General features: G+C 52.0%; 12 protein-coding genes. 8 read left to right on the top strand and 4 right to left on the bottom strand.

The annotated features are described in order from the left end of the window. Positions 1-5: 5 nt before the first annotated feature. Both DXU84_RS05295 and DXU84_RS05290 read left to right on the top strand, forming a co-directional pair. Positions 6-1,439 (top strand): glycoside hydrolase family 32 protein, encoded by a 1,434-nt coding sequence (locus tag DXU84_RS05295; protein ID WP_112197740.1) that lies wholly within the window; start codon positions 6-8, stop codon positions 1,437-1,439. 123 nt (positions 1,440-1,562) lie between these two features. Continuing rightward, positions 1,563-2,915: a carbohydrate porin gene (locus DXU84_RS05290; RefSeq protein ID WP_153375047.1), complete on the top strand. Its 1,353-nt coding sequence runs from the start codon at positions 1,563-1,565 to the stop codon at positions 2,913-2,915. Positions 2,916-3,206: 291 nt separating this feature from the next. Here DXU84_RS05290 and DXU84_RS05285 read toward each other — a convergent pair whose 3' ends face one another. Beyond that, positions 3,207-3,992, bottom strand: a complete 786-nt coding sequence (locus tag DXU84_RS05285) for a MipA/OmpV family protein (RefSeq protein ID WP_112151765.1) — start codon at positions 3,990-3,992, stop codon at positions 3,207-3,209. Positions 3,993-4,117: 125 nt separating this feature from the next. Here DXU84_RS05285 and DXU84_RS05280 point away from each other — a divergent pair, with 125 nt between their 5' ends. The 4 genes from DXU84_RS05280 (at position 4,118) to DXU84_RS05265 (ending at position 9,437) form a co-directional block, all read left to right on the top strand. Then, a complete protein-coding gene (locus tag DXU84_RS05280; protein WP_112151766.1) occupies positions 4,118-4,297 on the top strand; it encodes a hypothetical protein in 180 nt (59 codons plus the stop codon). A gap of 26 nt (positions 4,298-4,323) precedes the next feature. After that, positions 4,324-5,466 carry an efflux RND transporter periplasmic adaptor subunit gene (locus DXU84_RS05275; protein ID WP_153375045.1) on the top strand — a complete coding sequence of 381 codons (1,143 nt, stop codon included), beginning with the start codon at positions 4,324-4,326 and terminating at the stop codon, positions 5,464-5,466. Continuing rightward, the gene (locus DXU84_RS05270) at positions 5,463-8,537 is read left to right on the top strand and encodes an efflux RND transporter permease subunit (protein WP_153375043.1); all 3,075 of its coding nucleotides are present in this window, start codon (positions 5,463-5,465) and stop codon (positions 8,535-8,537) included. Before DXU84_RS05275 ends, DXU84_RS05270 begins: the two co-directional genes overlap by 4 nt. A gap of 111 nt (positions 8,538-8,648) precedes the next feature. Continuing rightward, the gene (locus DXU84_RS05265) at positions 8,649-9,437 is read left to right on the top strand and encodes an alpha/beta fold hydrolase (protein ID WP_121019465.1); all 789 of its coding nucleotides are present in this window, start codon (positions 8,649-8,651) and stop codon (positions 9,435-9,437) included. Positions 9,438-9,532: 95 nt separating this feature from the next. Here the strand turns inward: DXU84_RS05265 and sacB are convergent, their stop codons facing one another. Continuing rightward, positions 9,533-10,780, bottom strand: a complete 1,248-nt coding sequence (sacB, locus tag DXU84_RS05260; protein ID WP_153375041.1) for a levansucrase — start codon at positions 10,778-10,780, stop codon at positions 9,533-9,535. 299 nt (positions 10,781-11,079) lie between these two features. Next, the gene (locus DXU84_RS05255) at positions 11,080-12,342 is read right to left on the bottom strand and encodes a multidrug effflux MFS transporter (RefSeq protein ID WP_153375039.1); all 1,263 of its coding nucleotides are present in this window, start codon (positions 12,340-12,342) and stop codon (positions 11,080-11,082) included. A gap of 36 nt (positions 12,343-12,378) precedes the next feature. On the opposite strand from DXU84_RS05255, the gene DXU84_RS05250 reads away from it, so the two are divergent. Both DXU84_RS05250 and DXU84_RS05245 read left to right on the top strand, forming a co-directional pair. Further along, positions 12,379-13,251 (top strand): LysR family transcriptional regulator, encoded by an 873-nt coding sequence (locus DXU84_RS05250; RefSeq protein ID WP_037035909.1) that lies wholly within the window; start codon positions 12,379-12,381, stop codon positions 13,249-13,251. A 54-nt stretch (positions 13,252-13,305) separates the two neighbouring features. Next, positions 13,306-13,818, top strand: coding sequence for a GNAT family N-acetyltransferase (locus tag DXU84_RS05245; RefSeq protein ID WP_013574950.1), 513 nt, complete (start codon positions 13,306-13,308; stop codon positions 13,816-13,818). 86 nt (positions 13,819-13,904) lie between these two features. Here DXU84_RS05245 and DXU84_RS05240 read toward each other — a convergent pair whose 3' ends face one another. Beyond that, entirely contained in the window at positions 13,905-14,795 is an 891-nt protein-coding gene (locus DXU84_RS05240; protein WP_037035906.1) for a LysR family transcriptional regulator, read from the bottom strand. Positions 14,796-14,817: the final 22 nt, after the last annotated feature.

Raw genomic sequence — 14,817 nt, 5'->3', positions numbered from 1 at the left:
AAACGATGACGTATACAATTGCTCATGCTGAACAGGAACTTCAGGCTAAGCACGGGAGGGTAAATCTGCGCTGGTACCCGCGCTATCACCTGGCCGCGAGGGCTGGCTGGATTAACGATCCTAATGGCCTGATCTGGTTTGAGGGTTGGTATCACGCTTTTTATCAGCATCATCCGTATTCCACCCAGTGGGGACCGATGCACTGGGGACATGCGCGGAGCAAAGATTTGCTTCACTGGGAGCACTTGCCCGTTGCACTGGCCCCGGAAGGACCGGAAGACAAAGACGGCTGTTTTTCGGGTTCGGCGGTGGTGGATGGCGATACCCTGGCGCTGATTTACACCGGGCATAAATTTCACGGCGACGCCGGTAATGACGAAAACCTTTATCAGGTGCAGTGCCTGGCAACCAGTGGCGATGGTATTCACTTTAAACGTGAGGGGATCATTATCGATACCCCGGCGGACTTGCATCATTTCCGCGACCCTAAGGTCTGGCGCGAAGGGGATAGCTGGTACATGGTCGTCGGTGCGCGCGTTGGCGATACCGGGCAAATACGGTTGTATCGTTCAGCCGACCTGCGTCAGTGGCAGGATGAAGGGATCCTGGATGAGGCAGAAGCCGGTATGGGCTTTATGTGGGAGTGCCCTGATTTCTTTACCCTTAATGGTAAACGCGTCCTGATGTTTTCTCCGCAGGGGATAGCCGCGCAGGGTTTTGAGAACCGTAATCTGTTCCAGAGCGGTTATCTGGTGGGGGACTGGCAGCCCGGCGAGCCGTTTGTTCGTACAGGAGAATTTATTGAAATGGATCACGGGCACGACTTCTATGCCCCGCAGAGTTTCCTGACGCCGGATGGCCGCCGCATCGTGATTGGCTGGCTGGCTATGTGGGAGTCGCCGATGCCGGAGCAACAGGACGGCTGGGCCGGGATGCTGTCTCTGCCGCGTGAGCTGAGTCTTGATGAGAACAATCGTCTGCAGATGCGTCCCGCGAAAGAGGTGGAAGCCCTGCGTCAGGCCTGGTTCCCGTGGCCTGTCAGTACCTTGAAAAATCAGCAGATCCTGATGGCGGAAAAAGGGGAGTCGATGGAAGTTGCGCTTCACTGGGATGGCGCACGCAGTGATGCGGAGCAGTATGGACTTAGCCTGGGGGACGGTTTACGTGTCTATGTTGATACCCAGATGCAGCGTCTGGTGCTGGAACGCCGCTATCCGCAGTACGGATTATGTGGCACGCGCAGCGTACCGTTAGTGCCCGGCGCTCCTCTGGCTTTACGTGTGTTTATCGACAGCTCATCCGTCGAGGTATTTGTTAATGACGGCCAGGCCTGCCTCAGTAGCCGGATATATCCTGATGCCGGTCACCGAGAATTAAATTTATTTGCCTGGCATGGAACGGCAACATTATCCGATGCCGGAGCCTGGCAGCTGGAATAAATTCTGTTCAGCGTCGCGAATAACCCGTCTTTGATGATGGGCGGGTTATTACTGCGTTTATCTTCGGGCTGTATTTATACAAAAAATGACACACTAATATCAATAATAAGAAGGTCTTTTCCGATGAATAAAATCTGGGTCGGATGTATGTTGACGTCTGTATGTACCTCAGTAGCCAATGCACAGGATACGCTTTCCCTCGAACAACGGCTGGAACAAATGGAGCAGCGGCTGAAAGTCACCGAGCAACGCGCTGCGGGTGCGGAGGCAGAAATTCGCGCACTCAGGCAGGAGAAGCAATTATCCTCCGTGGTAAACAATACACCCGCAGTTCCCGCGACTCCCGCTATTCAGCTCAGCGGGAATAGTAATATTAAATTTTACGGGGACGTTGAATTTAATATGGACGGTGCCAGCCGCACGGGTAGCCTGACGTCGGTAAAAACCAGTACAAATAAAAACTGGGCGCCCGGAGATAAAGAACGCTGGGATATGAATGGTCGTATTCTTCTGGGGTTTGATGGTCTGCGAAACGGGGTTAATGGAAAATATGCCGGATTCACTGTTCAGCCACTGGCTGATATAAACGGAAAAATGAATCTCGACGATGCGGCATTTTTCTTTGGTCAGCAGGATGACTGGAAAATTAAAATAGGTCGCTTCGAGGCCTGGGATATGTTCCCGCTGAATCAGGATACGTTCATTGAGTATTCCGGTAATACCGCCAACGATCTCTACAGTGACGGTTACGGTTATATCTACATGATGAAAGAGGGGCGCGGGCGCAGCAGCAGCGGTGGCAATTTCCTGCTCAGTAAGACACTCGATAACTGGTATTTCGAACTCAACACGCTTATAGAGGATGGCAGTTCGCTATTTGTCGACAATAACTATCACGGCAATGCGTTAGATAACCGTAAAAATGTGGTTTATGCCCGCCCGGTCGTGGCCTGGCAATCCGGCGCGTGGTCGGTTGCCGCCGCTGTCGAAAGCAACCTGGTGAACAATGCCTATGGATATCAGGATACTCAGGGTGTTTGGGTAGACCAGTCGGGCCGGACCGGTTACGGCATGACGATGAGCTGGAACACGCTTAAAACCGATGCAGAAAACGGTGCGGTTGTTAACCTGAGTACGGCTTATCTCGACGCCGCTGACGAAAAAGATTTCAGCGCAGGCATAAATGCCTTATGGCACCGCGTGGAACTGGGTTACATCTATGCGCACAACAATATCGACAAGTTCAATATGGCCGGGGTAGCCAGTGACTGTGACAGCGACTGCGCGATTCTGGCGCCGGGAAAATATGACATTCACACCATCCATTCCTCATGGCACCTGCCTGATATCATGGATATGCCTGACTTCAATATTTATCTTGGGGCTTATGCCTCCTGGCTGGAATCGCCGTCGGTAAAAACCGGTAATACGGATGACCGTTATGGTGCCCGTGTGCGTTTTAAATATCTTTTCTAAACAGCACCAGCCCGGGAATGTGCGCTTATTTTTCTGTGATCACACATATATTTTTTCAGTTTAAGAGGACATCCAGAATATGCCGGAAATGACCGCCGAATTGCGGAGGGGATAACGTCAAAAAGACGCAATAGTATGAGAAAATATAAAACAAAATAATTGAAACCAGCGTTGCGATATCTCCTTTCATGTGTTCTGCCTTTATTATCAGAAAGGTTGTGACTTTGTGTTTTTGGGCCTATGAAAAAGTCGCCGTTCGGGACGACTTTTCATAGGTTCATGTTCATTGCATCAGAAGGTATAAAGCACACCCAAATTGTAAGTCGTGCCGCCGCGCTTAACGACAATCGGGCTGTTACCGGCTTTGTCGTCCAGCCAGGTGTAATCGGCACTGATAACGCCGCCCCAGTGGGACGTGAACTGATGGCTCCAGGTCAGGCTGCTGTCCACGCCATAGAAACCCCCGGCCGACTGATAAGGCGCGAAGTCAGTGCGGTCGCTTTGTTCGCGGCTCACACCATAAAAGGTATTCATATAGCGCCGGTCGCCAAAGAGCGCTGCCGACTGAAGTGCAACAGTGTCAGTGTCGTTTTGCAGCGGCAGTACCGTGACGGAAGTCTGATAATGCACACCTTGCCCGTCCGTCAGTGGCAGGGTGGCTTTGCCTTCAAAAGACAGCCACGGCGTTGCAGACCAGCCCACCGCGAGCGCGGTATTCATGGTCGCATCGATATTCCCCATGCCTTTGAGCTTATTCGAGCCATCCCGCCAGGTGGAATTTTTGTCTGTCCGCCCGAGGCTGTATCCCAGCGTATGTTCCAGATACAGGCCGTTATCCGCCTGCAGGTCATAACCCACGCCTTTGAGCGAATCGAAGAAAAAGGCGCCATCGCGCGCCTGAATGACCGGCCCGACCAGCCAGTGGCGCTGATCGGAACCGCTGTAGCGCGGCGCGCTTTGTGCACCCATGCCGACGGTAAACGTCGGCGCAGAGGGCGTGTTGTCGGCCATTGCCTGCAGCACTGTGGCGGACAGGCTGAAACAGGTCATCTGCAGCATTAGTTTTCTGGATGTCATTGTGATTCCTCATCACCTAAACGTTGGTTCGTAGCGGATTGCAGCCGCGTCTGAAACCCGAAGTATGAAGAGGCAGTGTCAATAAACTGTCGGGGAATTATGAAGAAACCGTCAAGATGACCTGTATGGAGACCAGGCAGATGCTGATTATTGAAGACGACGATGCGGTGGACGTTGCCGATGTTGATTTACATGCTGCACGTCCGCTGTCACTGCGCCGGTCAGCCATCTTGCAAAAAAGTGCGCATCTTGACGGTTTCTTGATGAAATATTACGGGAATCTGGACAGTGATTGGATTGAATAGCGACATCTCAATTCAGGAAGACTGTCATGGCTGTTACCTTCACCGATTATGCGCGTCACGCCGTTCGCCATTTATCCGCTACCGGTCGGATGCTTCCCTTCATTCCCGCCGCCTGTCTGATCATCGTTGCTATTGTGCTGACAGGTTGTGGTGACAAAGCCCATAAACAAGCGCCCTCTGTCAGGCCGGTGCGTACCATTTCCGCACCGCCTCCTGTTGCTTTGAGTTCCCTGATTCAAACGGGTGAAATACGCGCCCATGAAGAGGTGACGCTCGGGTTCCGGCTGGACGGGCGCATTCTGACGCGGCAGGCTGAGGTGGGGGATCGTGTGATCGCCGGTCAGGTTCTCGCCACGCAAGAAAGCGAGACCAGCCGCAACCAGTTCAGCAGTGCGCAGGCTGATCTGAACAGTGCCCGCGCGGCAGAGCAGGTTGCGGCGCTCAGTCTCAGGCGTATGCAGTTACTGATGCCTTCCGGGGCTATCGCACGCTCGCAGCTTGATAGTGCGCAAGCTGACTGGCAGGCTGCCCGCGCGAAGCGTCAGAGCAGTGAAGATGCGCTCAAAAATGCGCAGGAAAACGTGTCCTGGACAAAACTCACGGCTCCGGCTGACGGCGTGATTACCCAGGTCAGCGCGTCGGCAGGACAAGTGGTCAGTGCCGGACAGTCTGTGATCACCCTGGCCAGTGGCAGCCTGCGTGATGCCGTATTTGATGTGGCCGATCCCCAGTCTGTTCCTCAGCAAGCTGACAGCCTGTTTACTATATCGTTACTTTCGGCCCCTTCCGTGGTTGCGCAGGGGCATTTCCGCGACGTCAGCCCGCAGGCCGACCCGCAAACCCGCACCTGGCGCCTTCGCATCACCCTCGATAACCCGCCACCGGCCATGGCACTCGGTGCCAGTGTTCAACTGACACTTAACGCGTCAGGTCCGCGTCTGATTGCATTGCCTGCTTCTGCGCTGACCCGATCCGGTGATAAACCGGCGGTTTTTGTTGTTGATGAGAAAACGCTGACGCTGCATTTACGACCCGTGGTTATTGGGCGTTACAGTACCTCTGAAATATTCCTGTCTGCCGGTGTACAGCCTGACGAAAGGGTGGTCATTGCCGGTGTGAGTAAACTTCGCGAAGGTGAAAAAGTCATGTCCGGGGAGGACAGCGAATGAAACCGTCTTCCCCGGTCGGGGCCTTCAATCTTTCAGCCTGGGCGCTGAATCATCAGTCACTGATTGCCTTTTTTATGCTGCTGTTAATGGCGGCGGGTGTCATCAGCTATGAGCAACTCCCCCGTAATGAAGATCCGGCGTTTACCATTAAAACTGCCGTGGTGTCCGCGAGCTGGCCGGGGGCAAGCGTGGAGGATACGGTTAATCTGGTCACCGATACGCTGGAGAAAAAACTGCAGGAAACGCCTTATCTTGATTTTGTGCAAAGTGAAACGCGTGCAGGGCAATCGGTTATTTTTGTGAATCTTCGCGATAACACGCCACCTGCAGAGGTTGCGGGTATCTGGTATCAGGTGCGCAAAAAGATGCAGGATATCGCGCCGTCACTGCCAGCAGGTGTGCAGGGTCCCTCGGTGGATGACGAATTTGATGACACCTTTGGCACCATTTATGGCTTTACTGCGGAAGGTTTCACGCCGCGTGAGCTTCGTGACAAGGTCGATGATATCAGCCGCAGTCTGATGTCGCTGCCGGATATGGGAAAAGCCAGCCTGCTGGGCGTCCAGGAGGAGAATATTGTTCTCGAATTTTCACCGGCACAACTGGCGGGAATGGGGCTGGATCTCCGGCAAATCACCGATGCACTGAAGGCTCAAAATGCGGTAGAACCTTCGGGGGTCTTGCGAAGCGATCGTGAAAACATTGCCCTGCGTGTGAGCGGCGCACTGACGTCAGAGCAAAGTTTACGTGCCGTGACGCTGCATATTAGCGGGCGCTACATTCCGCTGACGGATATCGCGACCATTAGCCGCCAGGATGCAGAGCCCCCGTCACCGGCATTTCGGGTCAACGGTCAGCCCGCGATCGGTCTCGCCATTTCCATGGCTTCTACAGGCAACATGCTTTCTTTTGGCAAGGCGCTGAGTGACCGGATGGCCGTGATTAGCGCACAGCTCCCGCACGGCATTGAAATGGTTAAAGTCGCGGATCAGTCGGCCGTAGTATCGCAGGCGGTAAGCGGCTTTATCCGTGTATTGATTGAGGCTGTGGTTATTGTGCTGGCGGTGTCCTTCGTCTCATTAGGCACCCGTGCCGGGCTGGTGGTAGCAGCGGCGATCCCCATCGTGCTGGCGATGACGTTTATCGGCATGATGCTTGCCGGCATCGGGTTACAACGTATTTCGTTGGGGGCGTTAATCATCGCCCTGGGTTTGCTGGTGGATGATGCCATGATCACCGTCGAGGCGATGGTCTCCCGAATTGAGGCCGGTGATTCTAAATGGCGGGCGGCAACTTACGCATTTGAAACGACTGCTTTCCCGATGCTGACCGGCACGCTGGTGATGATAGCGGGCTTTATTCCGGTAGGCTTTGCCGCCTCAAGTGCGGGAGAGTATTGCTATTCTCTCTTCGCCGTGGTGCTGATTGCGCTTTTATGTTCCTGGGTAGTGGCCATTCTGTTTTCACCGCTGATCGGAACCTGGCTGTTACCTGAGAAACTGGCGTCACACGCTGAAAAACAGGGCAGACTGATGCGTTTCTATCAGCGTCTGCTGAATCAGGTTTTGCAAAGACGCGTGGCGACTCTCAGTTTCGCCTGCCTTTTGTTAGGGCTTGCCGCTTATGCGACCACGTTTATGCAGGGCGAATTTTTCCCGGCGTCCGATCGCCCGGAACTGCTGGTCAGCCTTACGCTTCCCGGTAACGCTTCGCAAAGCGACACGGCACGCCGGGCGGAGAGGCTGGAGCACGCCCTGAAAGACAATCCGAACGTAGATCATTTTTCTACCTACGTGGGGTCAGGCGCGGTGCGGTTTTACCTGCCCATGGACGTGTTACTGGATGATGAGAACACGGCACAACTGGTTGTTGTCGCCAAAAGTCTGGAGGACAGGGATAAGTTACGTGCGCAACTGGACACTATTTTGGCCCGGGATTTCAGTGATATCACGACGCGCGTTTCGCCGCTGGAACTGGGGCCGCCGGTCGGCTGGCCGGTAAAATATCGCGTCAGCGGACCGGATTATGCGAAGGTCAGGCAGATTGCGCAGCACCTCGCCAGCGTTCTCGGAAACAGTCCCCGGACCCGCGAAGTTAATCTGACCGCCGGTGAACCTGAGCGGGTCATCACGTTACAGGTGAATCAGACCGCAGCACGGGCGGCGGGTGTTTCTTCCGAAAGTCTCGCCACGTTGCTCAACACTGTCTGGTCTGGCAGCGTTGTCACCACCGTCAGGGATAAAAACCGGCTGATTGACGTTGTTCTGCGCGGGAATAAGCGCGAACGTCAGGATTTGACCACGCTGTCCGGGCTGATGATCACCACGGCAAGCGGGCAGAAAATCCCCCTGAGTCAGGTGGCGACGCCGGTCTGGGGAGTTGATGACCCGGTTATCTGGCGTCGGCAGCGCCTGCCGTTTATCACGGTACAGACGGATTTAGCTGCAGGTCTGCGGGCAGAGGCTGTTTCTCAACAACTCTCTCCTCTGGTCTCACGTATCAGGGCAAGCTTACCGCCGGAATATACGATAGAGGAGGGCGGTGTGGTAGACGAGTCGGACAAAGGCAACAGCTCGGTATTCGCGGTGTTGCCGGTCACACTGTTTGTTATGCTGATCCTGCTGATGGTCCAGTTGCAGCGCTTCTCCCGCATGCTTCTCGCGTTGTTCATGGCGCCATTCGGACTGATTGGCATTGTGCTGGCGATGTTGCCGACGGGTACGCCGATGGGATTTGTTGCGTTGCTCGGCATCATCGCATTAGCAGGCATGATTATCCGCAATGCGGTGATCCTCATCAGTGAAGTGGACAATAACGTCAGGGAGGGGCTTGACCGCGATGAAGCCATCAAAGCTGCGGCACAACACCGTTCCCGGCCCATATTGCTCACGGCGTGCGCTGCCATACTGGGAATGATCCCGATTGCTGAGCAGGTTTTCTGGGGGCCGATGGCCTATGCGATTATCGGCGGGCTGATCGTTGCCACTTTCGTCACGCTGACTGTTTTGCCTGCTGCGCTGAGTCTTATTATGCAGTTCGAAAATAATCGCGTTAATCAAAAGGTCAGTTAGCGATCTCTCGTGAGATAAGACATTAGTGCTATTTAAACAAGCAAATGCTTGTTTAATTGGTGAGGGATCGGATAGGTTAGTTATCCACTCACTTCACTACGGGGCGAAAACATGCCTATTTTGCATACAGAGCATGGCGATATCGATTATCAGGATATCGGTACGGGTGACACAACGCTGTTCCTTATGCCAGGCTGGTGCCAGCCAAAAACTGTCTTCAAGGACTTCTCTGAACTGGCCGCTGCTTTTTTCCGTGTTGTCATTATTGACTGGCGTGGTCATGGAAAATCATCGACCGATGGCAAGGATTTTGACGGTGCGGCGTTATTAACAGACGCTTTGACACTCATTGACCATCTCGGTCTGACCCGCGTAGTACCGGTTTCCGTTGCACATGCCAGCTGGATAGCGGTTGATTTGGCCGAAAGTTTGAAAGAACGTGTGCCTGCGGTGATATTCCTTGACTGGATCATGAATCATCCTGCAACGGCGTTTTTCACTTCAATCAACGAGATGCAGCATGAAGAACGCTGGCAGTCTGCACGGAACCAGCTGTACGAATTTTGGCTGGCAGGAAGCGAGTCACCCACCATGATCCATCATTTCAAAACCGAAATGTCTGAATCCAGCTACCCGTTGTGGCGACTTGCAGGGCAGGTGATCGCCGATGCCTATCAGACATACGGTTCGCCACTCCAGCGCCTTGAAAAACTCAAAAATCCACCGAAGGCTACCCATATCTATTCCCTCGACAGAAACGACGAATACCTTGCTTTACAACAGCGTTTCGCTATGGCGCATGATTTTTTTGAGGTGAAACGTTTGGAGAATGCCAGAACTCACCTGGCCGTGCTTGAAAGGCCGGGAGATGTATTGGCAGGGATTTTGGAATCAATATAAATCTTTAATCGTTCAGTCAGCGGGGAGGCCGGTGCCGTTTTAATCCAGTTGCACTGCCTTTCCGCAAAGCGTATGCGGAAAGGCAGATCACCTCATTAATTTAAAATAATATTCTTCATCGGCGGGATATACCCATAATCAAACACGCGTTCTACAAATGAACGGTTTCCGGTCAGGACAATTTTTACGGTAGGAGCCTCTGTCCCGCCAATACGATAATTACCGTCGGTGGTCGGAACGTTATCAATAAAAGATGTCACCATGCCATTGGGCATTACGCAGTGCGAGTAAGTCTGGAAGGGCTGAGAAGGTGGATTACCTAATACCAAACCGGAGCCGTTCATCGGAGAATAAGGGCCGGTAAGGCGATCACTCAGGAAACCGTAAACACCATCAGGCCCCGTCAGACCCTCCGCATAGGTAAACTTATGACTGATCGTGAACAGGTAATATTTTCCATCCTGGAAGACAAAATGAGGGCGTTCGGTTTGATCATTGACGCCGACAGCGGTGACCAGAGGAGGGAGAATTTCCCATTCATCTCCTGAAAGATCTTTGGCGACGGCCATACCAATACAGCCCGCCTGGTATCTTGCATTGCCCACATCACGATGGTCCGGCGGAAGGGTACCCATTTCCTGTTTGCCAATGACGTGAGAACCCCGCTCACCCGCCACGTTACCTTCAAACACCATGTAGAGTTTACCGTCATGAGGATCGATAAACGGGCTTGGATCCCTGAAGTTCCAGTATGGATTCTGGCTTTCAGTCTGGTAATACACGCCGTCGGCTGAAAATAATGATTTAACCTCGTTGAAACCGGCCAGTGTTACGCCTTCTTCTGAGGTCAGCACTTTGCCTCTCACTTTTGCAATGGTCGCACCTGGCGTGACACAGGTATAATAAAGATCAATCTCGCCGTCTTCATTGAGCAAAATTGGCGTCCCTGCCCATTCGCGGGTCGTAGGGGAAACACCTTCAGCCATTACACGGCCACCAAAAATCCAATCCTTACCCGTACGGGAATACCAGTAACAAATTTTGGCGCGCCCGTGGCGATTATTCCAGTCACTGGTAATATCATAATTTCCGTCTGCATCGAGATATTCTGAATTATTGTTATTACGCTGCGCTGTCAGCGTGAAAATAACGGACCATCCGTCGACAGAAACCACCGTGCCGTCTAATGACCGAAGCGGCATCGTATCCCAAATGAATACTTCATCACTCATAACCGGAAAATCGGCGCTAACAACAGGCTGTGTGGTGGTCGGGTCATTTTCGTTGACCTTCAGAGCATCAGCACGTGTCCAGATTGTCGGTTTATAATTTAAATTTGTCATGCAAATATCCTTTAATTAAATAGATGTTAATACTGTTTGACGTTTGAAGTCGTGAGAATATTGGCATGATCAAAAAGGGCATGCACTCAATGAGTGTTGTGCCATTATTTATACATTATTTATATAAAACCCCGGGATATGTATTTGCGGGAAGAAAATTGCATCGTTGATGACCTGTTATTTGTTAAGCCTGAAAAAATTCGTTAATAGTGGAAATAATGCGCTATTTTGAACTTTGATTAATTACTCTTATTTCGAGACAGAAATAAACATTACAACCTTCACAGCCGGTCAGAGGCTCAACGGGAGGATTGAATATGATGGCGCCGGATACGCTGTTTACGGCAGGCCACAAGTGCGGTGAGAGCCAGCAATAAAACTGAAGAGCCCAGTACCGGCTGGCTGAAACCAAACTCTGCACTTATGAAGTTGGCAAAAACAGCCGCGCTGCCTATCTGCATAAAACCAATCATTCCGGAGGCCGTGGCGGCATGACCATGCCCGCTGCTGATTGCCCCGGATATTGCCAGTGAAAGGCTGGAGCCGTTTGCCAGACTGACCAGGCACATAGGAAGCAAAATAGATAAAATCCCTTTTTCTGCCGTAAACATTACTGTGGCATAAGCCAGACCACCCAGCACAAAACACATGATGCCGGCAGTAACAATGCGATCATATTGCCAGAAGTTTAAAAGCCGTTTCGTTAACACATTGGCACCGATAATACCTGCCGTTAAGGGAATATAGAGCCATCCTCGCGCCTCCTCACTCATCCCGAGCTGCGCAAATAAAAAAGGAGACTGAGTCAGATAAATAAACCATGCACTGTAGATGCAACAGACGATAAGCGTATAACGCCAGAACCCCGTATCGCCGCAAATAACGCTAAATCCTGAAAACGGCGAGGCCGTAGCAGAGATATTTTCAGGTCGCGTCTCGCGCATGAAAATGATCATCAGCGTGGTAGCCATGCCGAAAATGGCGACGAAAATGAAATCCGTATGCCACCCAAATGTGGCGGCGAGATGTCCACCTATCATTGGTGCTATTGCAGGTGACAATGAGACCAGTGGATAGATGACCGAGTAGACCCTGGCAGAAATGGCTTTATTACAGGTATCCGCGATCAGCGTGCGACCAATGACGAGACCAGCCGCTGCACCTGCCCCTTGCAGCAGGCGAAAGAGCAGAAAAGAAGAATAGCTCTCAGCAATTGCACATCCCAGCGATCCGCCAATGTAAATCGCAATGCCAGCGAGCAGTACGGGTTTTCGTCCAAAGCGATCTGCAAGAGGACCGTAAAAAAGCTGGCATATGGCCAGTGCCAGTAAATAGGCTGAAATGGTCTGAGATATCCGCGATGGATCCACCGCAAATTCGCGTGCCATATCTGGCATCGCCGGAAGATAAATATCGGACGCGATGAGACCGAACGCGCTCAGCATAGCAACGGTAATAATAAAAGAGAGTCGAGGCATAAAATTTCCGGTGTTGAAAAGGGTTATCAGCAGAAGAAGTGCGTAGCTTAACGTCTGTTTCATCCTGCTTAAATGCATTATCATGCAGGCAATACCTGCAAAAATGCAGCATGAGGAACGATGAACTGGGATGATGTCCGGATTTTCCTGGCGGTATACCGCGCAGGTACTTTACGCAGCGCGGCTGAGCAGCTTTCAGTTGATCAGACTACCGTAGGCCGCAGACTCAATACGCTTGAAAAATTATTGGGGAGTAAACTATTTTTAAAAAGCCGTCAGGGCTGGGTTCTGACCGCTGGCGGGCGAAAAATACTCTCGCTTGCAGAAGAGATTGAGCGCCTGACGGTCAGCTTTGAACGTCGCGGCTCCGGGGATGATGACCGGCTTGAAGGAGAAGTGCATGTGACTGCCACTGACTCGCTGGCCATTGATTTTGTTTTACCGGCAATCGAGCGCGTACAGCATAACTTTCCCAATATTCGGGTAAATCTGACCACCACCACACGCCTGCTGGATATCGGCCGACGCGAAGCGGATATAGCGGTACGCACCATTCGGCCAGAACAGCCGGATTTGATTACCCGTAAACTGGCCTCCAGGGAGGTGGGACTTTTTGCGACGCATAAGTATATTGACAGGTTTGGCATACCAGAACCCGGCAAAGGCTTTGACGGGCACCGTATCGCGCTTTACCAGTCAGGCATTACGCGCTCTCAGGATGGACTGCTGGCAGGAGAACCGAGACATAAAGGGCGCGTAGTGGCAGAGCTGGACTCCAGCATGATGTTAGCAACGTTTATTCGCGCAGGGCTGGCCCTGGGTGAGCTGCCAGATTATCTTGCGAAAATGTACCCGGAACTTATCCGCCTGTGGCCAGAAAGAACGCGTAAAAGCCCTTATGAGGTCTGGCTGGTTATGCATCAGGATCTGTCGCACACTGCAAGAGTCAGGGCAGTGATGAATACCCTTGCTGAAGAGTTCGACCGTTATTAAAGTAAGTTTGATATGTTAAGTCATTCCAATTTATTGCTGGTTTAAGGTTTCTGCATGAATATAAATACACGAATCGCCCACCCGGTAGATGCCAGCCTGTTGCGCAGCCTGGCTTTCAATATATATCCGGCGCACTTCAGACATATGTGGTTGTCAGAGCGCGAAATGAATACGTATCTGGAAAGTGAATTCTCTTTGTCCGCACTCAATGACGGACTAAGGGATCCAAAAGTTTGCTGGTTTCTGGCGCAAAACGATAAACCGGTTGGATTTGCCAAACTCACGTGGATCAATACGATTCCGGGAACGGCTATTTCTGGGGTATCGCTTGACCGGCTTTATCTTGCACCGGAAGCGACGGGTAAACACTTTGGAAAAGAAATATTTAAAGAAATCGTTACAGCTGCGCAAAAGCAAGATAAGAAATTTTTGTGGCTTTCGGTGAGAGAGAAAAACGATCGCGCTCGTAAATTCTATGAAGCTTCAGGCATGCGACACATAACTGATACTGAATTCAGAACGGAATCACAGATAAGTAAGTTGCACATCATGGGCATGGAAATTTAGACGCAATATGTCGGCCTGCCACTGGCTAACATAACAAGACCTGGTCATCTCTTCGCTCATCGTTGCCTGAAGGCCCGCGGGCTTTTCTATGCCTTGTGGCGTAAGGCATCAGCGACCAGTGAAAATGCGGGTGAGGGTTGCTTACGGCTGGGATAATACAGGTAATAGCCGGGAAATGGCTGGCACCACGGTTCAAGCACGCGTATCAGGCGCCCCTCCTCAATATGTGATTCAAACTCTTCTTCCGGCAGAAAAGCAATGCCAAGCCCGGCTAATGCCGCGTCCACCATGTGTGCTGTCGTATTAAACGTCAGTTGCCCGGTAACCCGGACATTTACCGGGCCTTCTTCATTGTCGAACTCCCAGACGTAAAGTCCCCCTGACGTCGCTTGCCGCATATTAATGCAGTTGTGCTGGAGAAGGTCGTGTGGCGTCTGCGGCATCGTATGGGTAGCAAAATACTCAGGCGATGCGACCGCAGCCATTTGCAACTTCGGGCTAATCGGTATCGCTATCATATCCTTATCGATGGTGTCACCCAGACGGACGCCCGCGTCAAACCTGTCGGCGACGATGTTGCGAAAACCGTGGTTAGCATCAAACTCCAGTCGGATATCCGGATAGTGTTTCAGCAGAGGCGATAATTTGGGCAACAGTATGGTTTTCAGAACATGGGGGCCGCAGGTGATGCGAACAGTTCCTGCGGGTTTATCACGCATCTCAGTCAGCATGTCTAACTCGGCGAGTATGCCATCAACATGATCGCCTATGGTCAGTAGCAACCGTTCTCCGGCAGAGGTCGGCGATACGCTACGGGTTGTACGCGTCAGCAGGCGAATTTGCATATCCTCTTCAAGTGCCGAAATCGCCTGGCTCAGTGCGGATTGGGTGACGCCCAGCTTGGCAGCGGCGCGGGTGAAGCTGCTTTCACGGGCAACCGTAATAAAATAAAGAAGATCGTTCAGGTTGCGTTTCATAAAGTTCTTCCCGCCTTATTAA

This window comes from Rahnella sp. RcJ3 (genome assembly GCF_009498575.1).
Lineage (GTDB): Bacteria > Pseudomonadota > Gammaproteobacteria > Enterobacterales > Enterobacteriaceae > Rahnella > Rahnella aceris.
Note: the sequence above shows the minus strand (reverse complement) of the source record. Positions and strands in the feature narration are given on the sequence as shown.